Here is a 23,703-nt window from a genome sequence, read left to right on the forward strand (position 1 = left end):
AGTTGATACGCCGGGGCTTGCCGTTTTATTCTCGGGCAGTATAAGTTGAACGTTCAACTTTTAGCATTGCTCAGCCAGAGAGAAAGTAGTACGCCATAAATCTCCCTGTCCTTCCCCCAAAGCTCCAAAAAGAAAACATCGAAAAAACAACAGACAAATGATACAACCAGTGCTGTTGATTAACGCCGCTTTGGCACTAAACTTTAATTATCCTTAAAACCCGTACTGTTTATCTATGTGGCTTATTTATAGAAAAATAATAAAAAAAATAAGAACAACATCAGTAATTCTCGCCCTGGTGGCCTACCAGCTAACGGCACAGGCCAGCGATATCAATATTGTCACCGAACCCTGGCCCCCCAATATTTATATGAATGAAGCCGGTATTATTTCGGGGCCACTCACCGAAAAGGTCCTCGACATCATGGCAAGGGCCAAACTCAGTTACTCCCTGAACATCTATCCCTGGCCGAGGGCTTATAATTATGCCCTTTCAGATCAGAATGTGCTTATTTACCCTATTTTCAAAACCAAAGCGCGCGAGCCGTTTTTTCATTTTATCTGCCCGTTGTCGACGAAGGTGGATCTCTTCTTCGTGAAATTATCAAAGCGGAAAGATATAAAAGTGAAGACATTAGCAGACGCTAAAAAATACCGCATCGGCCTCATCCGGGAAGATTATGATCATGCGTTATTGTTGCAACATGGCTTTAAAGACGGGCAGCAGCTTGATGCCAATACCGATGATTTAAGTACCCTGCGTAAATTAATCAAAGGGCGCATTGATTTGATGATGCAGTCAAGAAGCTCAATATACGAAAATATCGCCTCCCAGGGATTGGATAAATCCCTGATAGAATTGGCCTATAAATTCAAGGATGAGCATCTGGCAGAGAACTGTATTGCCCTGAGTAAGACAACGCCGCTCTTCGTGGTAGAAAAAATCCGTAAAGCCGCGGACGAAATTAACCGTGCCGGCCCACTTCTTGACATTAATAACTGATAAATGAGAAAACCACCACTTAGCGTCACTAAAAAGCCATAACCGGTATTTAGGGCAGTTATGGCTTAATTTATCTTAAACACTATGACAGCGATAACTTACTTTTCAGCCTTAATTACAAGCCTTAATTACAAGCCTTAACAAAAGTCCAGGTCTCATCACTGTCGGGAATGCTCTTGGTATACCTGTTGGCACTGTAGGCATTACCTTGATAGACCATCATATCACCGGCTTCATTATGGGTCGGCTCTCCCCCTTCCCAGTCTTTGCTGGTCCAGTTGGGGTAAACATTGATGCCGGCACAATCGCCGCCATCTTGCGGGCTCAGCTCAAACCAGTTGATATTCCAGGCCCCTGCCAGGGAAGCAATCGCCAGCTCCTGCTCACCTGCTGATAAGATTAGGGTATGGCTGACAGTTTGCCAGTTTTGCCAGCCGCCGGTGACGGGGACATCGATAACACCGTAAGCCACAGAGCCACCGGCTTTTTTAAATTGCAGCTGGCCGCCATCATTACTTGATACCCGGTAAGTCATCCAGTCGCCGGGGTCGATATAACCAATATTGAGCCCGCCGCCGGTATCCGTGGTGCTTTCGGTTTGCCCCCCTGCCATGGCGGTATAATCTTCAGCCTCGATCCGCCCTTCCTGCGCCGGCGGACAGTTGGGGGCACTGCCGGTATCCGAGCCCCAGTTTTGGATGATTTCTTTGACTTTAGCACCCGATGCCGTCAAATTGCCCCAGCTGCCGCCGGGCTGGAACATGGAAGCACCTTCGGCTTTGTCATTAATAGACCAGTTGGTATGGCTGATATTATTGGACCTTAAAAAATTCATCCACTCACCGGTACTGCCATCATTCACCGCACCATCGCCGCTGGCATCAACCGTGCCCCACTCGGTGGCAAACAAGGCAATACCATTACCCATCGCCTCCCGGGCTTTATCGCGCAAGCCGCCAAAATGGCTACCGGCATAAAAATGCAGGGTATAGGCAATATTACTGCCATTGATGGGATCATAAGAGGCCTGATTAACATCCTGTGACCAGTTGGGGGTGCCGACAATGATCAAATTATCCGGATCAACGGCGCGAATGCCGCTGATAATGTCTTCGGCATAAGTTTAATATGGCCGGACCAGGAAACAGCCAACGGCTCATTATAAATTTCATAAATGACATTATTGGTGCTGCCGTATTTTTGCGCCATTTCCACGAAAAATTCTTTCGCTTTGCCCCACTCTTTACGGGCATCATGGATATGCCAGTCAATGATCACATACATATCATTGGCAATGGCGGCATCAACCACAGTCATTACCCGCCCTTTATTGCCATCGGCATCATGGGCATCATGGGCATAACCGCCGTTTTCATCTCCCCCCATGGCAGCGCGGATAATGGTCGCTTCCAGTTCAGGTTTTGCCTGGCTGACAATATCGGCGGTGTAAAACTTCTCCGCCCCCCAGCCGGTATTACTCCAAAATAAACTCGGCCCGGCAAAACTGGTTTGCTTGCCGCCGGCCAGAACCTGGTTACCCAGTACCGTCAACGGTTGTACCGCATGTGCCTGATAACGGCTCACCAGCAAGAGGCCCTCCGGCATAAGAAAAGTACCAGGGGTCCTGCTTAGATTCGACCAAAATGAGCCCCGGTCATAAAGTTGAACGTTCAACTTTACCAAGACCCGTATCTGAACGATAAGAACAACCATAAAAAAAATAAGCCACTGTAAAATAAGAAATAAATGAAATCAGGTACCAGCATCTGTGCTCAGTTACCCGGGAGTGAAACATTGAACTTCAAGGTTTTTGCTAATAAAGCGTAAATTCATACCAGGCAGGCACTGATCCCGCCCTCATGAACAGCTCAAAATTTCAGTAAATTTGCCTTTATAATTGTAAGCGCTTACATTTCATGTTTAAAATCGATAAAAAAATTATCCGGAACTAAGCCGCATAAAGACAACAAAGAGAACTTTGTCCTGCCTGTCAACGCCTGCAAGAAGTGTTACCTGGCAGCTCAATAAGGTTTGTGGCTTACCCAAACCGCTTTATACATTAACAACGATAATAAAAAGGAAATATTTTATGGTAAATTGTACCTTACTCTCCTCCCTAAAACGCCTGGCAGTCATCTCTGCCCTGGCGCCAATGATATCACAGGCCCAGCCGGTATCTGTCCTGGAAACCCGCGGCGATAAAAGTGTTTTATTGCAACAGACAGAGATAACTTTTAGTCAGGAGCTTGATAACACCAGCAGCCCCAACCTTATCACAGTCAATGACGAGCAAAGCTATCAAAGCATAGACGGGCTGGGATTTGCACTCACCCAGGCCAGCGCCCTGGCCATTTCCATGTTGCCAACAGCTAAACAGGATGCGCTGTTAAATGAATTATTTCACCCGGTCACCGGAAACGGCATTTCCCTGTTACGGGTCACTCTGGGGGCATCGGATTTAAGCGCCTCCTTATATAGCTATAACGAAGCCGTGACCAGCGACAACGCCTTTACCCCGGATCCGGGCAAACATTATTATATTAACCTGCCCGCCCATAATGTCCGACTCGGTGCCAGCGGCTACAGTGAAGATGCCTATACCGGCGACAATGCGGCATCGGGAGAAGACTTTCAATGGCAATTTGTCCCTAGCGGCGACGGCTACTGGTATATCGACCGGGCGGCAGGCGGCCCTTTGGCCAGGCTACGCACCGATGATACCAACATGGCGGATATGCACGACAGCGCCACCGGCACCTGGGAAAAATGGCAGCTCACACCGGGAGAAATCCCGGGCAGTTATTTTTTATCCCTGCCGTTAAAAGGCGCCGGCAACCATGACAGATTACAGGTCGATGAGGATAAACTGGTGCGTATGGTGGACAACGACCAAAGCGCCGGCACCTGGGAGTCTTTTACCTTTACCGAAGTCACGGATCCCTCCAGTTTCAGTCTGGCAGGTCCTGACTTAGACACCTTAATACCGATATTAAAAAAAATCCGCACCATTAACCCTGAAATTAAACTGCTCGCCAGCCCCTGGAGTGCGCCGCGGTGGATGAAAACGAATAACCACTGGATCGGCGGCCGCCTCAAAAACGATCACTATGGCGATTTGGCGCACTACTTTAAAAACTATCTCGATGCCATGGCGGCTCAGGGGTTGGATATCTGGGCACTGACGGTACAAAATGAACCGGAAAACGGTCATAACGAACCCAGTATGCTGATGAGCGCAGACGAACAGTACAACTTTATTGAAAACCACCTCGGCCCGTTATTAAAAAATTCCCCCCACAGCCAGGTGAAAATATTAGGTTTTGATCATAACTGCGACAACACCAGTTTTCCTATTCAGGTGGCGCAAAGCCAGTATGTCGACGGCTCCGCCTTCCACCTTTATGGCGGCGATATCAGCGCCATGAGCACAGTCAAAGAAAGCTCAGGCAAAGATGTCTATTTTACCGAGCAATGGACCGGGCTGCCGGACGGCACCAGTGAAGAGGAGTTAAACACAGCCTTTAACCTGGACTTAGGCTGGCATATGGAAAATGTTGTTATCGGCGCAACCCGCAACTGGTCGAAAACGGTGCTGGAATGGAATTTATTTACTTCGCCGAGCAATGCGCAAAGGGGCTGTATCAACTGCATGGGAGCGATGACCTTAGATGAAAGCAATTTCAACATAAACAGAAATGTCTCCTATTACATTATCAGCCAGCTCGCCAAAGCCTTGCAGCCGGGTGCCAAACGGATAGACTCCGGAGGGATCTCCGGCGAACTGCATCACAGCGCCTTTAAAAACCCGGACAATTCTTATGTGCTGCTCGCCTACAATGCTTCCTGGACACAAGTGCAAAACACCACAGTTGCCTGGCGGGGACAAGCTTTCCAATACCCGATCCCGCCCCGCAGTGCCGCCACCTTTAGCTGGACAGAAACTGGTACCGGCAATAGCGTCAGTTGTGACGGTGTCAACGACTATCCCAATTGGTTAAGGAAAGATTTTCCACAAGGAGATTACAGTCATAACGATACCGGCGATCACATGACTTATCAGGGAAATTTATACCAGAGTAATTGGTATACCAATAGCCAGCCCGGCAGCGATGCCTCCTGGACATTGCTTGGCGTCTGCCATTAACTTTAGAAAATTAAAGTACAGGGGTCGATGAACCCTGTACTTTTAGCGAAAACTCAATAAAGCACACTCGGTCAGCTTATGACTCAAACTGCTTATCAAAAGAAAAATCACGTAAATTTATTTCCTGCTTGCCGTACAGGCGACGCTCCCCCTGAGCATAATGCACCTTATCTCTCCTTTGTTTACTGCCCCTCGAACTAAGCCCCATAAAACAAAAGAGATAAAAATCACCGATTAACCACCATTCACTTGAGTTTGCTCACTTTTAATCTAATCTCTTTTTTAATTGCTAGTTTAATTTTGCATAGGGAATCGTGCGTGCTGGGCTTTTGGAGGTTTCATTCTGTTAACAATCCGGCCTACGTCTTAGTGGAAGGTCATTTTAATTTTCTTCTGGTCGGTTTATCTATCCTTGTTGCCGGTTTTGCCGCTTATTCCGCGTTAGTGGTATTAATGCAAGCCTGGAATATTAATGCCGGAAAAAATAAACCCTTGTGGTATGTCTTTGGCAGTTTAGTTTTAGGTTCAGGGCTCTGGGCCATGCATTTCATCGGTATGCTCGCCCATGTTATACCGGTAAACATGCCATACGATGTTATCATAACTCTTCTCTCCGTTTTACCTGCAATTATTGGCGCCTTCTTCACTTTATACCTGCTTTCATCCGAGCGTTTCACCCTGTTCAATACTCAAATGGCCGCCTTATCTTTATCCCTTGGCATCAGCCTGATGCATTTTATTGGCATGGAAGCCATAGTGATTGAGGGGCAAATGATTTATGACTTTACTTTATTTATTGCCTCACTACTCTTTGCCCATATTCTGGCGAGTTTTGCCGTTTATCTGATCACGCTTGTTCACAAATTCAGAAAAAATAAATCATCGCTCCGCCTGGCCTGCGCAGCTGTGATCGGGGCAGCCATTTCGGGAATGCATTATATCGCCATGGCATCAGTCAGTTTTTATCAGCAACAAGCAGCCAACTCCTTCTCCCCGCAAATGTCGGCGCAATCCCAGGTGCTTTCCCTGATCATCGCAGCCGTTGTCGCCATATTTGTCGCCGCCACTATTTTAATGGCGTTAATCGAGCAGAGATTGCAAGCCGCAGAAGATACCGCGAGGGCGAGCCAGGCAAGAGAGCAAGATATTATCGAGCACTTAGCTAATGGCTGGTTCGTGATCAATGATAAGGGCCATATACATCAATATAATTCCACTGTATTAACCATGTTTAGCTATAAACCCCAGGGATTAGATAACTGCCCCCTGGAACAGTTAATGCCGTCAATTACTCAGGAAAAGCTTATCAAAGAAATCAATGGTGAGCAGAAGGAGATCATCGGCCAGACCTTAATTTTAGAAGGCGCAAAAGCAAACGGCAACCGCTTTCCTATCGAAGTCACTTTCTCGAAGATGACCTTAGTGATTGATTTCAAAGTGATGTGTAATTGTATTGTCAGAGATATCACCTCCCGGGTACAACTGGAAACGCAGTTGCGCCATGCCATGAAACTGGAATCTCTCGGTGAAATGGCTTCGGGCATTGCTCATGAAATCAACACCCCGATTCAGTATGTATCTGATAATACAGCATTTTTAAAAGAATCTTTTGCTAATATGATAACCGCTCTCCAGGCCAGCCAAGATTATCTTGACAATAGCAAGCCAGAAGGAGGTGAAGCGGTTAAAGCACTGATCGAAAAAGCCGACCTTAACTTTTTAACCGAAGAAATCCCCCTGGCACTGTCCCAGTCGCTGGAAGGGTTGACACGTATTTCCACCATTGTCGGCGCGATGAAGTCTTTTTCTCACTCCAGCAGAGGTGAAATGAAGTTAACCAACATCACTGAAGCGATAGAAACAACCTTAACGGTAGCCCAGAGCGAATGGCGGCATGTCGCTGAAGTAGAAACCATTTTTGACAGCTCCTTACCCAGGGTTATGTGCCTTCGGGATGAATTTAACCAGGTTATCCTCAATATTGTCGTTAACGCCGCCCATGCCATCGCAGAGAAGTTTGCCGCTGATGAAAGAGGAAAAATCACCATCCGTACCCACCAGGACAATGCGGACGCGATTATTACCATAAAAGATAACGGTACCGGGATGACAGAAAAAGTCCTCAACCGTATATTTGATCCTTTTTACACCACAAAAGATGTAGGCAAAGGAACTGGGCAAGGCCTGAGCATGGCATACAATGTCATAGTAGAACAGCACCAGGGTAAGTTATATGCACAATCGGTATACGGCGAAGGAAGCGTTTTTACCATCCAATTACCGATCCAGTCCAAGCTGGTAGCAACACCCCACCAGGCCGCCATTCAGGAAGTCATCACGTAATGCGATAAGGAAGTTTATTCTATGAAAGCCATGTTTGTTGATGATGAGCCTTTAGTGTTAAAGGGCATACAACGCTCTTTATATAACTGCGGTTACGAAATTGTTTTTGCCGAAGATGCCCTGGAAGCTTTATTTTTACTGACCCAGGAAAAGATAGATTTAATCGTCACAGATATGCGTATGCCAAAAATGGATGGCGCAGACCTGCTGGAAAAAATCACTCAATTTTATCCCGACATGGTACGCATCATCTTATCGGGGCATGCCGATGAAGAAGCTTCACTAAAAGCAAGTTTGGTTGCCCATCAATGGCTGACAAAACCCAGTAAACCCGAGATGTTGCTCAACTTAATAGAAAACATTAAACAGGTACGCACGGCTTTGCCCGAGCCGGCTATTCGCAAGTTGCTTGGCAGCATTAAAACCTTGCCCTCTCCCCCGAGAACCTATATCCGGCTAAATTCGATACTACAACACGACGCTACCAATATGGAGAGGTTTGCCGAAGTTATCGCCGAAGATTCTTCCCTGGTGGCTAAAATTCTCCAGTTATCCAACAGCTCCTTTTTTATCAATTCAAGAGAAGTCTGCGATATCACAGAAGCGATCACCCGTTTAGGGGTCGATATTATCGTCAGCATAGTCGCCGCCACAGAGCTGCACGCACAAATATACGAACCTCCCGGTTTTTCTGTGCTGGCGGAGCAATCACGCGGATTAGCCGTAGGCCGCCTGGCACATTTTATCGCCGCCCCCGAATTCAAACAGGAAGCCATGCTGGCAGGTTTACTGCACAACATAGGTAAGTTGATTCTGCCTGAAATATCTGCCAGCTCCCTGGACACTTACCTGGCCTTAAAAAAAGACAATAGAGACAATATTGAACTCGAGCGTGAGTTATTTGGTATTGAACATAGCCAGCTGAGCGGGTACTTATTGCACATATGGAACTTTCCCTACCACCTTATCGAAACCCTGCTATCATTCCGTCACCCTAATGCCTTGTCAAAAAAGGCCTTTACTGCAAGCGCAGCTGTCTATGTCGCTTATTGCCTAATCAATCAATACCCTATAGACAGGGAATTTATCAAACATTTTGACATAGCAGAAAAAGTTAAATATTGGCGTAACAAGGCTGATAACTATCGTTAAACGGATTAATCGTAACGCATAATAAGTCAGCAATTTTTACCAAAATGTCACTAATTTCTTATCGATAACGATTGCCCTTAAAGACATGTAATATCCTAAGTTGTTAATACCAGGCTTTTTCAACGACCTCATTTTTAATAGCACTAACAGCTTTGACAGGTAAAAAAGCACTCGCGGGCCGCGGCAGCGCTTATGCCAACAGGGAAGAAACTTAGCTAAAAAGCAATAAATTAAAATAACCAGGTAAACTAAAAACAGCAAAACCTGCCAGTGTAGGCTTTGCTGATTTTAAAATAGGCGAGTTAAAACTGTGTCAAAAATGGTTTAAAAGGGGGCTACACCACAGTTTTCTAAACAGCTAAAGTTTTGGTCAAAACAAGCCATTTGCTCTTCCATGCCCGATGCTTCCCTCATACAGACATTAAGGATGAGATTACAGGTATCTGCACATGATCTGACTTTTGCCGTTGTAGGCACACTGATACTCATACCAATACCAAGTGCCAGCATTGCCAGGGAAGCTGTTTTTTTATTTAATTTTGTTATTTTTTTTGATTTCATTATCTTTTCCCTAATTCAAAAATAAAGTAAAGCCTTCATCATGAAGCGCCTAAATAACATACTGAAGCAAAAGTTAAATATCAAGCCCGTTGTTAATATTTTGTTTTTATAAGGTGTATTTTATGTATCACCATTGCTTTGATGGAAAAATATGCACAGGGCCAGCAAATACAGGGCAAGATGTACTACCAGTAACCCGCTTGCCGCTAGGTAACACTCACTTGAGTTGACAGCATAAAGTATCTCATCAAGGTAAATGATTCCCTGCTGATTTACACACTCTCCCCTGTCAATGTCATTCTCCTTAGCTAAGCTGCTGCTATTCTTGGTAGCCAAAGTTCGCCAACAAAGGTAAATGATCCGATAGCTGGGGCTCATTCACTAAACTTACCCGCTCGCAATGCAGTAAGTCACAGTTACGAAAATAGATACGGTCAAGGGGCAAAACCGGTAAAATCGCAGGAAATGTCCTGGCATAACGGCCTTTAGCCACTTTAAAAGCTTCTTGCAGCCCCAGTTGCCCGGTTAATAACCGTGAAGCATTCTGTAACCAGTCATTCATATCACCGGCAAGGATCAAACCGGCGCCTTCCGGTACCTGCTCCCTGACATAACGGCATATCCGCTGCAGCTGTTTACGGCGCCCTGCTTCAAGTAAATTCAGATGTACGCATAATAAATGACATTCCTGCTCCGGGTTGGCTTCATTGGCAATAACGCCGTGCAGTACCCCTCTGTGCTCAAAACGATTGGTAGAAATATCCTGATTGCACCAGCTGATAAAGGGGAACTTGCTTAAAATGGCATTGCCGTGATGGCCGGCATCATAGACGGCATTTTTCCCGTAGGCATAATGCTGCCAGACAGAGTCGGCCAAATATTCAAACTGGCTGACATCGGTTTTACGCCCGGCATCCCCGGCAACCTCCTGCAAAAAGACAACATCGGCCCCGGCTCTGCGGATCAAGCGACGGATATTATCCAGCACCCATTTGCGGTTCCCCATATTCATCCCTTTATGGATGTTGTAAGACAGTACCTTTATTGCTTGTTGCATAGCCGCACCCAAATTGCTGTTAACCGATCACAGGCCACCACATCTAATTATATAAAAGATAATTAGAGTTAATAGCCGGTGATCACATCCAGGATTTAAGGATAAGTAACGCCCTGGCCAGTATTTTTTCCCACCAGCGTCCCCGATTTAGCTTATCCTGGGTGATCTCTACCGACAGACATTGATCGATCAGAAACTGCTGCTCTAATGTTTTAATAGACTCCTGCTGGCGGCAAACAATATCCAGCTCCAGATCATGGAGCAAACTGCGGTGATTGAGATTACTGGAGCCGACATAGGCAAAGTCATCAAAAAGCAAGGTTTTAGCATGTAAGATGCTCGGCTGATATTCAAAGATCCTGACCCCGCTGAGCAGTAAAATGCGGTAATAAAAACGGGCGATCCAGGGGGCAAAAATCACATCCGACATCGCCGGCAAAATCAAACGCACATCTATGCCTTTTTTTGCCGCCCGGATCAAACTCAATTGCAGCCTCGACACCGGGACAAAATAGGCATTGGTGGCCCAAACCCGCTGCGTGGCAAAGATAATATTATGATAAAGCTCACGGGCAAATAACCGGCGAAGGCGAATAGAAACATTGCTGCGCACCACAGAGCCGTACCCTAAGTGCGGCAAGCTGCTTAAAGGCTCGGTAACCGGATAGCGACGGCGGCACCAGATATAATCGAAAATCGCCGTGATCATTTTCACCTGGGGGCCGCAAACCCTTACCCCGGTATCGCGCCAGGCCAGGTTATTCATATAACACTGCATATGATATTGCACCAGGTTAAAACTGCCGACCCAGGCTATTTCATCATCAATCACACAGGATTTCCTGTGATCCCGGGTATTGATTTTGCGCCATAAATGAAAAAAGCGCTCCAAGAGGACATTTATCCGGCGAAGGGCCCTTAAAGAAAAACGCCAGGGATAGGGATGATAAATTCTCGCTTCGATACCCGATTGTGCCAGCTGCCTTAGGGTACCGGCATGCCATTGCGGCGAGCCGATGCCGTCGACGATAATACGTACCCTGACACCGCGCCCGCTCGCCGCCTGCAAAGCCGACAATATCTTATTGCCCAGAGCATCAAAACTAAAAATATAAAACGCCAGATCTATGGTATGCCTGGCCCGGAAAATATCTAATTCCAGTTGTTGGAAATACTCGTCTCCCCCGGTAAAAACCGTTTCCGACTGCCATGGTCTTGTTGTCGGAACACAGGTTTTGGCCACTCTCAACCTCTTTGCCGTAACAGCTTATCCACTTAAACGCTTGTCTTTATTTTAGCAAAAGAAATATCTTATATTTTCAAATAAATAAGAAAAAATACTGCTTGATATTATTTATCGCCCGCCTTTGGAAACCTTGATAGCGACAGGCGATAAATACCTGGTTTGGCTAAATGCTATGGCTTTTGCAACTTATCCTTTGTACCAAAGCACATAAACTTGCCTGTTGTCAGAGTGATTGGCAGGATCTACGGCATATTCGTGTCCGCCGTAAGGATACCAACAATAAGAACCAACATATTTACCTGTCATAAAATTACCATGCTGATCCTGTACCGCACAAACATAAAAGTTATAACTGCCCTCATTCATGGACTTTATCAGCAATTTACCCGGCTGTGCCGCCAATACCTGATAATTGCTGTGACCATACTCTTTCCCGTACCAGGGACTAAAGCAGTTAGGACCAACCCTTTTACCCGGCACCCCGGAAAATTCACGGCAAACATGCACATAATTACCATTTTCCAGGCCCGGGGCGGCGGTATATTAACGAAGCGGGTCCTGGCCTCGTTGATCCAGCCAGCTACGGCCTGAATAGTGAAGCTCATAATCACCCGAGCTGCATTCCATATACCTCTGCTCAGCCTGTACCGGTGCAGCAGTTAATCCGTTTAAGCCAATCACTAATGATAATGCTAACAAATGTTTCATTAATCTAATCCTTTATACATAAATTTCACTTGCGTATGTGTAGACAACCTGATTTGGATGTCGTGAAACATCATGGGCTTGCCCGGGAGTTAAAATCGAATAAAAGAGGATAAAACTAAGGTAAAAGTGCATTTATCTTTATGTAAAAATGAAATCAGTAATAACTATGTTCCTTTAAACTGCAGACGTACTGTGTAAGAGCACAACCCCTAAGAGTTTCTCCTAAATCCGGCACAATTTAATCAGCCCATATCCGATGCGAAATCCCTGACAAATAGCCAGAGCAGGGATCTCGATACATGACTCCAGAGAGACGACCCAGTCAAACATATCATTGATGCGCTTAAACAGCGGATAATTGATAAACCGGCATGTTCTATAAAAATTGCATTAAAACCTTTATGACGACAACAGGTACAGCTTTTGCCTGGCTGTGTCATGAGCAAGGCTGATCAGACTATCTGCGTGCATGTTCACGGGTAAAGTCTTACGCAATAGCACAACAGAATATAGCATTCATTTGAAAGCAGCTTTGTCCTTGCCGGGAAAAGAGGCATGAAAACAAGCCCGGACACCCAACACAAGAGCGGGTAGCGAGCTTGACAATAAGAGAGCGCGGTCAACACATCTTCGAAGCGGTAATGCCTCACGTGAAGCCTTGGTGAAGTTATTCATATCCAGAATGTGAAGGCTTAGATGAGTCGCTTTATGGCGTAGCGAGCAAATATTTTGCACATTACCTGAGCTGGTTCAGATATTTAGACGCGGAAGAAAACTTGAATAAGCGCGGACTTTTTCACACGGGACAACATTTAGCAGGAACTTAGCCTTAATACTTGTGCCCCGATATCGAACGTACGTTGTTTTGCCTGAGGCTTTCCCCCGGAAAAGGTTAAAGCGCGCCGCTTTTCGCGGCAATCATCACCGCCTCGGTACGATTGGCTGCTTCAAGTTTTTTCAGGATCAAACTCACCAGTTCTTTGACCCTGTCCCTGGAAACCCTCATCAGCCGGGAAATTTCAAGATTGCTTAAGCCCTTGATAATAAAATGCAAACACTCTTTTTCCCGGGTCGTTAGGTTAAATTGCATGAAAAGTTTTTCCGGATAATTTCTTGATAGCTCACCAAAAAAAAGCTGGGATAAGCCGATAAGTTCGGCATATTTACTGTCGCATAGCGATAAGAACTCGGCTTGATCGCCGCTGAAATATAAACTCACCACACCGGTTCCCTTATTGGTGAAAGCAGGAATTGCCAGGCAATTTTCAATACCGCATGATAGCGACAACTGCTGCAATAACCGGACCTCTTTGCACTTTGAAGCAGTCTTGTAACTGTCATGCCAGGTGATCGGGCTGTGATGTTGACTGCAGTAGTGCAGCACGGGATCATGGAGAAAATATTTATTGCTGCAATAAGCCGAGATAAACTCCCCGGGAAAATTACTGATCAACTTAATATCATCCGTAATACAGGAAATGCCGGTGATAAAAATACCGGCAAACCCCGCTTGTTCGGCGCGGGTAAAAATTAAATTTTCGACATCCTCAAAAGTAAGTCCTGCGCCAAACTCCCTGTATGGATATGAATGTACATTTTTCACTATATAAGCCCTTTCTCTACCCTGTTACGTCCACATCTGTCCATCAGGCACTTCGCCAACAATAAGAAACAAACCTTGCTACGAATAAGCTGAAACAGATAACGGCAGACTTTAAAGTGCCTCAAAAAAGATCGGTATCAATCTCGCGACAAATGCTGTCAAATACGCGACCACAACTATCAGTACAGTGACACTCTGCTGCAGGCCTTTGTATACGCGGCTTTTACAGCAAACTTCATATCAGCTGATTGTTCTTTCCCGGTGGCAAAGGAGAAACTTGCCGGATCCGGCAAGGCAAAAGGTACACAGGTTTCATTTTTAATAAGCACTTTCCGGCGTGGTTATTTTGCATTGCCGGGCGCCGTCGCTGCATCTTACTTGCAGTGATCACGCACTGATAGAAAAATGGCCACGTGAAGCGTCTTGCTCAGGCAGGGAGGATATCGGGAGTAAACAGCATAAGAGCAGAAATGCCCCCTTGCTTTTCCTGTCCTGCAGCCTTGGGGAGCGGCGGGCAATGCCGGAATTTATCGCAGAAACCGCTCTCTGCGCTTTAGGCGCTTGACCGCTTATCGGCAGGCAAGCTGCTGACCGTCGACACAGCTTTGCTGGTACTGCACCGGAGTCTGGCCATACTGCGCTTTAAAACAGGAGCCGAAATAAGCAGGAGATGAAAAGCCAACCCGGTGGGCAACACTTGCCGCCTGCATGTTTTGCTGCAAATACACTTTCGCTTGCTGCAGGCGAAACTGTTTTAAATACTCAGAAGGAGAGATTTGTAAAATGGCCTTGGTTTTACGCTGTAACTGGCGGCTACTCATATAAAGCCCCCCGGCCATGTCGTTAATGGAAAACTCGGCCTGTGTATATCCCTGCTCAACCACGGCTTTGATGTCTTCGATAAAGCGCTCCGGCAACGGCAAGTTTGCATCAGAGCCTGAAAGTAACGGCGCCTCCCCCCCGGCATGCCCCTGCGGTGTTTGCCCGGACAAAAACCTTAATTTGTGCACTTGCGCCAGCTTTTTCCTGCTGTTGATAAGATTATCGATACGACAGTTAAGCTCCCGGATATCAAAGGGCTTTCCGATATAATCATCAGCTTCACATTGCCAGCCTGTCATTTTACTGGCTTTATCCCCTTTGGCGGTCAATAAAATAACCGGGATATGGCAGGTCAGCGGGGACTGCTTCACCGACTGGCACAGCTCAAAGCCGTTTTTATTGGGCATCATCACATCACTGATGATCAAATCAGGCAATTCCCGCTCCGCCAGCGCAATGCCTTCGGCACCGTCTTTGGCGCTTAAACAGTGAAAAGCACTGCCCAGTTCCTGGCTCAGCAGTCGTCTCAGATCCGGATTATCCTCAACAATAAGCAGTTTTTCCTTCTCCTTGTCCTGTGCCCGGGCAACGTCAGCCGCTATGTCTCCTGCTGCCGCCACGCCCTCGGCCGCCAAAGCAGAGTCCAATCTCCCCGTGCTCCGGGAAGAAAGCTCCCCTCCCCCTTCATTGCCGGCAATCACAGGTAAAGTCACGGTAAAACAGCTGCCTTTGCCCGGTTCACTGCTCAGGGTAATGCTGCCTTGGTTGAGTTCTACCTGCTCCTTAACTATGGCAAGACCTATCCCTATCCCCTCGGCCTGCCCATGCTCGGGGTTGTCGATGCGGCTAAAGCGTTCAAATACCTGCTGCTGATATTGCGGCGCTATCCCGTAGCCGGTATCGGCCACGGCCAGTTTCAGAATTGCATCTTCCTCGGTTACCGTCACCCTTACCTTGCCTTTAGCCGGGGTATATTTTATGGCATTGGTGATTAAATTACCCAAAACCTGCTCCAGGCAATCCCGTGTCAGCAATATCTGCGGGGTGATGACCTGAATATCCAGATGAAATGCTATGGCTTTGTCATCCGCCATACCAGCATAAGCCTCACACAACTGGCGGATGGCACTATCAAGCGGGTACTGTGTATTGACAGCCGCCGCCTTTTTATCCTGATTGGCAAACTCAATAAGATGCTCCACCATTTTCACCAGCCGCTGCCCCTGGTGATAGGCAGCCTGCCACTGTCCCTTGTTCGCCGGATTACTTGCCAGTATTTTTTCTATCGGGATCAACATCACCATCAGCGGGGTACGAAACTCATGGGAGATATTGCTGTAAAAACGGTTTTTACTGGCCAGCAGTGCGGTGATCTCCTTATTCTTTTCGGTGATTTGCCCGGTTCGCAAGGCAATTTTTTGCTCCAGGGCCCGATTGCGCTTTTTCAGCACCCGGGTTTGCACCCTGCCCCCTAAGTAGACAAAAACTCCCAGAGCAACTAAATAGCCTGAATAAGCCCACCAGCTGCGCCAAACCGGATATTCAATGAAAAAATCAAAGCGGGTTTCACTCCAGCGCCCCATAGGAAGGCGGGCCCTGGCGATAAAACTATAGTGCCCGGGCGATAAATTGGTATAAGTCGCCAGGCGGCTGATGACCGGGGCCTCGCGCCACTGTTCATCGAAGCCCTCGAGCTTATATTGATACTCGACCGAACGTCCCCTGGCATACTCAAAATTGGAAAATTGAAATGCCAGGTTTTTGCTGTTATGGGCAAATGCCTGGGCAGACATCTGCTCCTGCCGGTTATCACCGGCACTATCCCCTTTAACATAAAACCTGCCGCCCGGTGCCGGTAGTATCTCATTGTCGTCGAGGCGAATTCGAGTCAGTTGGATCTGTTGCGCTTCCCGGCTTGCTCTGGGATAAAAACTCACCAAGCCCTGATTTAAGGTCCCCAGATAAATACGCCCGTCGGGGGCCAGGGCATGCAAAGTCACGGCAAAGGTAAAACCTTCACTGCGGGTATAATGTGCGAGTACCTGCTCCTTGTCGGTATCCATCACAATCAAGCCGCGGCTGCTGGTCACCAGCCATAACAGGCCGTTGGCATCTTCCAACAGGTTTTGTACCCCGGCCAGGGTTCCCCGACCGAAAAGCGGGATAAATTCAAAGGTATCCTGCTGCGGTAAATATTTATTCAAACCGTTTTCGGTACCGACCCAGATAGTGCCTTTTTTGTCCTGGTATACCTGATTCACCATATTACCCGAAAGGTTACCCGCAACCTTAGCCTCACCTTGGTAATGCTTGATGACTTGCCCTTGGTTATTTAACCGGTAAAGGCCGGATTGCGTCCCGGCCCAGATTTCTTGCTCCGAAGACATCCAGATATGATAAACAACCTCCCCGGGCAAAAAGACCTGGTGTGTTGCCATCTCGGGCAAAGCATGATCATCCGCAGTAAACTCCGTCCGCACCACGCCGCCCTGAGTCGCCAGCCAGAGAATATTCTCTTCCTGCTCAAGCAGAGAAAAAATTTTATTGACCGGAGCATCACTGTTTTCAGGAGCAAAATAAAAATGTTTAAAGTCATCGCTTTGTTCCCGGTAAAGGTTTAAGCCCCTGCGGGTGCCAAGCCAGATATTTTGCCGGCTGTCTTCTAGCATCCACATCACCGACATATCGCTGAGACTGTTGCGGTTACTGCTATTATGGCGGTAGCGCCGATAAGTTTTATCATTCCCCGCCTTAACATTAAGGCCACCGCCATAAGTCCCCAACCATAAACGTTGCCGACTGTCGAACAAAATAGACCAGGGGGACGGATGGCTCAGGCTATGGGGATCATCAGGATTGGCCGCTTCAATCACAAAGCGCATTTTCCCCGGAGCGTAATAATAAAGCCCGGATAATCCCGAGAGCCAGAGGTTACCTGAGCGATCTTGCGCCAGTGTTTGTACAAACTCGCCGACTTTTGTCTCCCGCGGGTGGCGAATGCGATGAAAAGTACCGCTGTGCGGGTCAAACAAGTTTAAGCCGTCTTTCGTTCCCACCCAGATATTTTGCCGCTTATCCGTTAATATCCGGGTCACCAGGTTACTGCTGATGGCCTTACCGGGCTGCGTTTTTACAGGCAAAGCCTGGTAGTGCAGCATCTCCCCTGTGCCGATAAGGTAGCGGTACAGGCCGCGGTTGCTGCCGAGCAGTAAAGCGCCGGAAGTTTCCTCTTCAAGCACAGTTATCGATACGCCCGCCTGATCTAAGGTCAATAGCAGGTTAAAGGTATCGCTCACAGCATCATAGGTAAACAGTTCAGGACCGATAGCCAGCAATAGCCGCCCCTTGCGGGTTATCAGAGGCACCGACGGCAAAGTTTCCCTGCCGGAATTTTGGGGAAACAAGGCATACCTGCGCCAGCGGTCATCGGTTTTTTGGTATTGCAGCACCTGCCCGCCACCGGCAAAAAACCATAAGCTGGCATCTGCGGTTTGCACCATAGCCTGGGGATGAGGAAAGCCGCTCAGCAACTTGTGCTCATCACCCGGCAGAGAAAAAACCTCAAAACTGTCGGTTTCAGGGCGGTATTTCTTCATTGACCTGCTCCCCAACGCCCATAAGGTGCCGTCAGGATCTTGATGCAGGCTCCGATAAGAGTCATCCCCTAAATATCGTTTAAATTCATAACCGTCGTACTTAAACAGCCCTTCGGACGATCCCAGCCACAAATAGCCCGGTTTGTCCTCAATAATACTGAAGACACTGCCAACATTGGCAGAGGTCACCATATTAGCCTGCTCAAACAAGATATTTTCAGCAGCAAATACAGGCATTTTTTCTTCCCCCCCAGATGGGGACGGGACAAGGGCAAGCGCTGCTGTACAATACAGGGCTAAAAATAATACCGGTGAAAGTATCAGGCATTGCCAGACGGGCAGACGATAAATAAATCCTTTGTTCAACGGCAATTTTCCCTGGTCATTTTTTCGAAAATATTACTGATAGCCGATGTAAACTCCGGCAGATGATGCCAGACGAAGATAATGGTAAATAACAAAGTCGTTGATAATAAAACAAACAGCAAGAGCAAATCAAGCAGCTCCGCCGCAGAAGAAAATTCAGCTTGTTTATTTCGGTCATCATGGCGCGATTATGGACTTGATGGCGCGATAATGGGCTTGTCCGCCGTTAAAAAGCGAGTAAAATAGGGTAAAAATAAAGTAAAAGCACTTTCACCCTTCCATTAAGTCATTGTTAAACAATGCATTTACCATTTTATCGTCAACGAAAGGAATCAGCATATGTCAGAACACGCAGTTTGTGCTCATGACAACACCTCCCCTGCAAATCATCAAGGCGCCTGGCTCGGGGAGCTGTATATTTGCCTGAAAACAGAGAAAGTGTTTCATAACCAGCAAGATCTGATGCTTTCAGCGCTTTCCTTTACCTTATTAAAAACCTTGCTCTTACATGCCCCTGCCCCCTTATCCTCTCGTGAACTTTTAGCCCTGGTATGGCAGGACGTCGTCACCACAGAAGAAAATGTCAAACAAAGGATCAGTTTGTTACGCAAGGCCTTAGGACAAGATAAAACCCGTCCTTATATCCAGAATATGCGCGGCCGGGGTTACTTTATTGCCCCCCCGATCACTTGGGTTGAAAGCGAGACCCAGGACGATAACCGCCATAAGGGCGAAAAAACCCGCCTGGTAAAGCTTCCACTGCAGCTCAGTACCATTGGCGCCGCCTTTTTACTGCTGACAACTCTTATCCTGATAGCCTTCTTCAATAAGCCCGATACCGATGTCTTGCTGGATGTGCGCATAGACAACACAGTGCGCCTGGCGCCAAAACAAGACGACCTGGCCTTTTGCCTCGATGGTCTGGACGACTATATAGAGTTTGCCGACCAGGACAGTCTGGATGTACACGAGGAAGACTTTGCCATCAGCACCTGGATACGCACCAGCGCACTTGAGCAGCGGGTGATCGTCGATAAAAGATTTGAGGATAAAAAACAGGACGTCAAAGGCTATGTTTTTTATGTCGACGAGGGAGAGCTTGGCTTTCAACTGGCAACCGGCCAGGGCAGCTGGTACTGCCACGAACAGGACTCCTCCTGCACCTTATACGAAACCAAAACATTTATTGCCGATGGCAGATGGCACCATGTTGCGGTATCAATCGATCGCGACCATCCGCAAGGCATGGTTTTTTACCTTGACGGTGAAGTGATTTTTACCACAGATCCCACCGGACGTGCCGGCTCCTTAGCCAATGACAAACCGCTAAGGATAGGCAGCCGTTCATCTTACCAAACCGGGCTCTTTTTGGGGGCTATTGGCGCCGTTAACCTTTATCATACCAAATTAAGTACCCAGGAAGTTGCCGGGCTATACCAGCAGGGTAATAACCGCCGCTGTTACAGCATCGCCACTAAAGGAGGTTTGTAACAACCGGCAAACACCTGTGCAGTAAAGCGTGAAAAATAGAGCAGCAAACAAAGGGGCCAGGCCTATGTCCAGCCCCCTGCCAGTAGTCACTGGTCGCCGGGCAAGCAACGACATTGGCCCCCAGGTTATCGGTGAGGAAAGTGTCACTGTATATAGGCTAATTCAACTCGGGTTTTCTTTTTAAAAACTTGCCGGCAACACTTTGCTGCAGCGACAGTTTAAACGGCGTCAGCTCAGAGGTCGCGCGCCACTCCTGGTCTATTTTTTGATTTCCTCCAACAACTTCCCCTGGCATTTTGTTCTTTCATGGCTTTAACCACCCGGGGATGGCCGCCCATTTTTCCACTCCGGCGATTTTATCGCCGACGGCGGCCTGCAATTGCTCCTGGGTCAGGGCTTGCCGGGCAGAAACGAAATGAATGAAAAATAAAGACAGGATCAGAAATAGCAGGCGAATGAACATGGCTCCTCCTGCAACAAGTAAAAAAGTAACCAAGCGCGACTAAAGCAACTTAGTGCCGACCATCCTTTTTCAAGTACAAAAAGTTTAGCTTGCCCAGTTCAACCTTAGAGCAAACAAGAAATGACCGCTCGTTTTAGCGGGGATTGCAACAAGGGGCAACGGAGTAAAACTAATAAACCGCCGCCCTGCGCTAGCTGTTGCCATTTAACACCCGGGAAGTATTAATTTTCCGTCAAGGATTTAGTGACAAGCTCCGGCAGAGGCCATTGCTCAAACAAGCCATCGCTGTTGGTAGTAGCAATCAGCCCTTTTCCGGCATAAGCCACGCTAAGTACAGATGAGCGGCCACGGGTGACCGCCGACTGCCACTGACCGAGCAATGCCCCGTCAAAGACCCGCCAAAGCTGCAATACCTGCCGGGGAGAGCCGGATAGCAAAGTGGCATTGTCCGGGGAAAACAAGGCATCATTAAACTCGATAAATTTAAGGTAGGTATCAAGCTGTGCTAATACCTCACCCGATGATAAGTCCCAAAAGGTGCGGTCTTTAATGGCATCTAAGGTGAACGCTATGCTGGCATCACCACTGAGGGTCACATGGTTCACCCGTGAGCCATGGTCAAATGCATGCAGGGTTTTGCCGCTTTTACTCTGCCATAACAGGGCTTTTTTGTCGCTTGAGCCGGTAAAGGCGATTGCGCCATTATCAGATAAGCTCACCGAGTTGATATCTAATCTGTGTTTGTCAAAAATGCTGACGCTATTTTTCTTGACGTCGATAACTGCGGCTTTACCGCTGCGAAAGCCCAATAAAATAATATCGCCTTGGGCGGAAATATCCAGATCATTAATAATATTTTCGCCAAATTGCCACTGTGCTAAAAGCTGATGCTTTACCAGCGAAAATAAAGACACAGACACCCGGTTGGACACCAGGTAAAATTGATTATTTTTACTGATATCAAGCAGCTCGACAAACTGTGCCTGTGCTCCCTGCAAGCAGTTTAACGGTGACTTTGCCTCAAGGTTTTTCCATAAACAAAGCTGACTGCCGTCGGCAACCAGGTTAAAAGCCCCGTCCTGGGACAGGGCCGAAGCGGTAATGATTTTATCACTATGATGAAGTGCCAGACTTGACTGGCCCGTATGAACCTCTTGCTGCGAGCAGCCAAACAGACTGAATACCGCGAAAACCCAAAGTACTTTTATCAACAAATGAATAACCTCTCTCAAAATTAGCCGGATGAGTGGTCCTTATCCCGCCCCGATGCTTTGCTGCCAAAACAGCTTAATTTATCACAAAGCTTCTGTATTTTTTATTTGACAACTGCATTATCCTCCTCCGGGATATTAAAGAAAACCTCTGGTAGCGTTTATCATGCCCCGATCTGAAACGATCAAGGTGGTAAAATTTGTGCTTACAGGTTCAAAGATACTATCAATTTGGCTAATGCATACACCTTTCTCATTAACCCCTTGATTGTGATACTTCCCGCAAAACAAGAATGTCCAGCCTTTAAGGGCCCGATGAGATCTGTTGCTGCCATTAAAACAACGAATCCCCCTCTAAGAATAAAGGTGCCTTAAAAAGCTACTAAGCACTTATATCAACTGGAGAATCTGTACTTTTCGCTCATAATAAAATGACATTTGCCAAATACGGTGAATGGCCAACTCCGCCATAAGCATTTAACAACTTGAGACGACAAGTGCTGATAAAACTGAATTTCGGCTTATAAAAGGATTTATAAAATGAAACATTTATTAGTCATTGAAGACAACAAATCGATTGCATCTGTTATAGAGCACCTGGGCACTTCGGCTGGCTATGAGGTCACGGTTGCATACTCTTTTGCCGAAGTAAAAAACATCTTAGCCAAAAAGCAGGACTTTTTTATCGCAACCGTTGATTATAGCCTACCGGATGCCTATGAAGGCGAAGTGATCCCCTATGTGCTTGACCACACCATTCCCAGTGTGATCATGACCGGAAGAATGGACAATAAAATACGCCATAAACTGTTGAAATTACCCATCATAGATTATATCACCAAAGAAAACTCCCAGGCTTACCGTTACTTATTAAAAGTCTTACACGGCCAGTTAACCAACCATAAAACCAAGGTATTAGTGGTGGATGATTCACTTTCATCCAGACAGCATATTTGCCGCTTGCTCAAAAGAAGAAACTTTACCGTTTATGACGAGCCTGACGGCACTAAGGCTCTGCAAGTCCTGGAAAAAAATCCATCTATCAAAGTGCTTATTACCGATCAGGAAATGCCGGGCATGAGCGGGGTCGAGCTGGTACAAACCATACGTAAAACACACCCGGACAGAGACTTGATTATCATTGGCTGTTCCGGCGTCAATGATCATTTCCAATCTGCCCGCTTCATTAAAAGCGGCGCCAATGACTTTTTGAAAAAACCTTTTTGCATGGAAGAGTTTTACTGCCGCATTGTAAAAAGCATTGAAGAGCTGCAATATATTGAAAAAATCAAAGCAACAGCCGATTCGGACTACCTGACGCCATTAGCTAACCGGCGTGCTTTTATTGAGAAGATGGATAATGACTTCCCGGATATTATTCAAAATGAGTTGGCTTACATCTTTGCCGTTTTACATATTAATAATTTTAAAGAGATTAATGATAATTACGGCCAGGGTGGCGGAGATCTGGTACTGGTAGAGCTGGCAAATCTGCTAAGCAAACACTTTACTAGCCAACCGCTGGCGCGACTCGGCGGTGGAAAATTTGCCTGTTTGGCATCCGGTTTGGAGGTTGAAGAGATAGCAGCGTGCCTGACAGAATTTCAGGACATTGTCAGTCAACACAACCTCAGCTTTAAAGAGAAAAAAATCACCTTTACCATAAGTTTGGGCGGGACAGTCGTAGCGCAGCAGACCTCGGCAAAACAATGGGTGGAACAAGCGGACCAGGCCCTGCAACAGGCGCATAACAAAGCTGGCGCTCAAATGGTCATAAATGGCCTGGCTGAGCTTTCGAAAAAGAAAGAACAGCTCTCTTTAGCGTAAAAGTCAAACAAACATGCTCATTCCCCATATAAAAATATAAAAATCAGCAACCTGGCACAGGTGAATACCAATAATGATATATAAGTATTCTATTATTTGTCGGATGCACC

Annotated in this window: 17 protein-coding genes and 1 pseudogene; 6 read left to right on the forward strand and 12 right to left on the reverse strand. The window is 46.9% G+C overall.

Translation table 11 applies throughout. The features are described from left to right. Nucleotides 1–235 precede the first annotated feature (235 nt). Nucleotides 236–1,003 (forward strand): substrate-binding periplasmic protein, encoded by a 768-nt coding sequence (locus SG35_RS20130; RefSeq protein ID WP_084692927.1) that lies wholly within the window; start codon nt 236–238, stop codon nt 1,001–1,003. A gap of 124 nt (nt 1,004–1,127) precedes the next feature. Here SG35_RS20130 and SG35_RS20135 read toward each other — a convergent pair whose 3' ends face one another. Both SG35_RS20135 and SG35_RS32130 read right to left on the reverse strand, forming a co-directional pair. Next, complete coding sequence (locus SG35_RS20135; protein ID WP_420794569.1) at nt 1,128–1,838, reverse strand: cellulose-binding domain-containing protein; 711 nt, start codon at nt 1,836–1,838, stop codon at nt 1,128–1,130. A 3-nt stretch (nt 1,839–1,841) separates the two neighbouring features. After that, nucleotides 1,842–2,716, reverse strand: a pseudogene (locus SG35_RS32130) (glycoside hydrolase family 5 protein); the annotation flags it as partial. Nucleotides 2,717–3,092: 376 nt separating this feature from the next. Between SG35_RS32130 and SG35_RS20145 the strand changes: the two are divergent. From SG35_RS20145 to SG35_RS20155, 3 genes are all read left to right on the forward strand, one after another. Continuing rightward, nucleotides 3,093–5,147 (forward strand): cellulose-binding domain-containing protein, encoded by a 2,055-nt coding sequence (locus SG35_RS20145; protein ID WP_053043326.1) that lies wholly within the window; start codon nt 3,093–3,095, stop codon nt 5,145–5,147. A gap of 369 nt (nt 5,148–5,516) precedes the next feature. Then, complete coding sequence (locus tag SG35_RS20150; RefSeq protein ID WP_152646766.1) at nt 5,517–7,490, forward strand: MHYT domain-containing protein; 1,974 nt, start codon at nt 5,517–5,519, stop codon at nt 7,488–7,490. A gap of 21 nt (nt 7,491–7,511) precedes the next feature. After that, entirely contained in the window at nt 7,512–8,642 is a 1,131-nt protein-coding gene (locus SG35_RS20155; RefSeq protein WP_044835087.1) for an HDOD domain-containing protein, read from the forward strand. A gap of 324 nt (nt 8,643–8,966) precedes the next feature. On the opposite strand, the gene SG35_RS20160 is transcribed toward SG35_RS20155, so the two are convergent. The 7 genes from SG35_RS20160 to SG35_RS20190 all read right to left on the reverse strand — a co-directional run bounded on the left by SG35_RS20160 (nt 8,967) and on the right by SG35_RS20190 (nt 18,472). After that, nucleotides 8,967–9,203, reverse strand: coding sequence for a hypothetical protein (locus SG35_RS20160; RefSeq protein ID WP_044835086.1), 237 nt, complete (start codon nt 9,201–9,203; stop codon nt 8,967–8,969). Between the two features lie 319 nt (nt 9,204–9,522). After that, nucleotides 9,523–10,260, reverse strand: coding sequence for an endonuclease/exonuclease/phosphatase family protein (locus SG35_RS20165; RefSeq protein ID WP_044835085.1), 738 nt, complete (start codon nt 10,258–10,260; stop codon nt 9,523–9,525). 82 nt (nt 10,261–10,342) lie between these two features. Beyond that, nucleotides 10,343–11,503 (reverse strand): phospholipase D-like domain-containing protein, encoded by a 1,161-nt coding sequence (locus SG35_RS20170; RefSeq protein WP_044835084.1) that lies wholly within the window; start codon nt 11,501–11,503, stop codon nt 10,343–10,345. A gap of 189 nt (nt 11,504–11,692) precedes the next feature. Continuing rightward, nucleotides 11,693–12,013, reverse strand: a complete 321-nt coding sequence (locus SG35_RS20175) for a hypothetical protein (RefSeq protein WP_044835083.1) — start codon at nt 12,011–12,013, stop codon at nt 11,693–11,695. A gap of 36 nt (nt 12,014–12,049) precedes the next feature. Beyond that, on the reverse strand, nt 12,050–12,214 hold the full coding sequence (locus SG35_RS20180) for a hypothetical protein (RefSeq protein ID WP_160298352.1): 165 nt from the start codon (nt 12,212–12,214) through the stop codon (nt 12,050–12,052). A gap of 892 nt (nt 12,215–13,106) precedes the next feature. Then, nucleotides 13,107–13,817, reverse strand: coding sequence for a helix-turn-helix transcriptional regulator (locus tag SG35_RS20185; RefSeq protein WP_044835082.1), 711 nt, complete (start codon nt 13,815–13,817; stop codon nt 13,107–13,109). Between the two features lie 569 nt (nt 13,818–14,386). Continuing rightward, entirely contained in the window at nt 14,387–18,472 is a 4,086-nt protein-coding gene (locus tag SG35_RS20190; RefSeq protein WP_152646765.1) for a hybrid sensor histidine kinase/response regulator transcription factor, read from the reverse strand. 468 nt (nt 18,473–18,940) lie between these two features. On the opposite strand from SG35_RS20190, the gene SG35_RS20195 reads away from it, so the two are divergent. Beyond that, the gene (locus SG35_RS20195; RefSeq protein WP_044835080.1) at nt 18,941–20,092 is read left to right on the forward strand and encodes a LamG-like jellyroll fold domain-containing protein; all 1,152 of its coding nucleotides are present in this window, start codon (nt 18,941–18,943) and stop codon (nt 20,090–20,092) included. 157 nt (nt 20,093–20,249) lie between these two features. Here the strand turns inward: SG35_RS20195 and SG35_RS20200 are convergent, their stop codons facing one another. The 3 genes from SG35_RS20200 to SG35_RS20210 all read right to left on the reverse strand — a co-directional run bounded on the left by SG35_RS20200 (nt 20,250) and on the right by SG35_RS20210 (nt 21,769). Continuing rightward, nucleotides 20,250–20,387, reverse strand: coding sequence for a hypothetical protein (locus tag SG35_RS20200; protein ID WP_160298351.1), 138 nt, complete (start codon nt 20,385–20,387; stop codon nt 20,250–20,252). A 9-nt stretch (nt 20,388–20,396) separates the two neighbouring features. Next, nucleotides 20,397–20,555: a hypothetical protein gene (locus SG35_RS20205; protein WP_160298350.1), complete on the reverse strand. Its 159-nt coding sequence runs from the start codon at nt 20,553–20,555 to the stop codon at nt 20,397–20,399. A gap of 221 nt (nt 20,556–20,776) precedes the next feature. After that, nucleotides 20,777–21,769 (reverse strand): WD40 repeat domain-containing protein, encoded by a 993-nt coding sequence (locus SG35_RS20210; RefSeq protein WP_236702675.1) that lies wholly within the window; start codon nt 21,767–21,769, stop codon nt 20,777–20,779. 537 nt (nt 21,770–22,306) lie between these two features. Between SG35_RS20210 and SG35_RS20215 the strand changes: the two genes are divergently transcribed. Beyond that, a complete protein-coding gene (locus tag SG35_RS20215; RefSeq protein WP_044835079.1) occupies nt 22,307–23,593 on the forward strand; it encodes a GGDEF domain-containing response regulator in 1,287 nt (428 codons plus the stop codon). Nucleotides 23,594–23,703: the final 110 nt, after the last annotated feature.

Source organism: Thalassomonas actiniarum, from assembly GCF_000948975.2.
GTDB classification, from domain to species: Bacteria; Pseudomonadota; Gammaproteobacteria; order Enterobacterales; family Alteromonadaceae; genus Thalassomonas; species Thalassomonas actiniarum.

Coding starts and splice junctions, on each gene's coding strand:
- SG35_RS20130 (WP_084692927.1), top strand. CDS start 236: ATGTGGCTTATTTATAGAAAAATAATAAAAAAAATAAGAACAACATCA.
- SG35_RS20135 (WP_420794569.1), bottom strand. CDS start 1,838: ATGAATTTTTTAAGGTCCAATAATATCAGCCATACCAACTGGTCTATT.
- SG35_RS20145 (WP_053043326.1), top strand. CDS start 3,093: ATGGTAAATTGTACCTTACTCTCCTCCCTAAAACGCCTGGCAGTCATC.
- SG35_RS20155 (WP_044835087.1), top strand. CDS start 7,512: ATGAAAGCCATGTTTGTTGATGATGAGCCTTTAGTGTTAAAGGGCATA.
- SG35_RS20160 (WP_044835086.1), bottom strand. CDS start 9,203: ATGAAATCAAAAAAAATAACAAAATTAAATAAAAAAACAGCTTCCCTG.
- SG35_RS20165 (WP_044835085.1), bottom strand. CDS start 10,260: ATGCAACAAGCAATAAAGGTACTGTCTTACAACATCCATAAAGGGATG.
- SG35_RS20180 (WP_160298352.1), bottom strand. CDS start 12,214: ATGAAACATTTGTTAGCATTATCATTAGTGATTGGCTTAAACGGATTA.
- SG35_RS20190 (WP_152646765.1), bottom strand. CDS start 18,472: ATGCCTGTATTTGCTGCTGAAAATATCTTGTTTGAGCAGGCTAATATG.
- SG35_RS20195 (WP_044835080.1), top strand. CDS start 18,941: ATGTCAGAACACGCAGTTTGTGCTCATGACAACACCTCCCCTGCAAAT.
- SG35_RS20200 (WP_160298351.1), bottom strand. CDS start 20,387: ATGCCAGGGGAAGTTGTTGGAGGAAATCAAAAAATAGACCAGGAGTGG.
- SG35_RS20205 (WP_160298350.1), bottom strand. CDS start 20,555: ATGTTCATTCGCCTGCTATTTCTGATCCTGTCTTTATTTTTCATTCAT.
- SG35_RS20215 (WP_044835079.1), top strand. CDS start 22,307: ATGAAACATTTATTAGTCATTGAAGACAACAAATCGATTGCATCTGTT.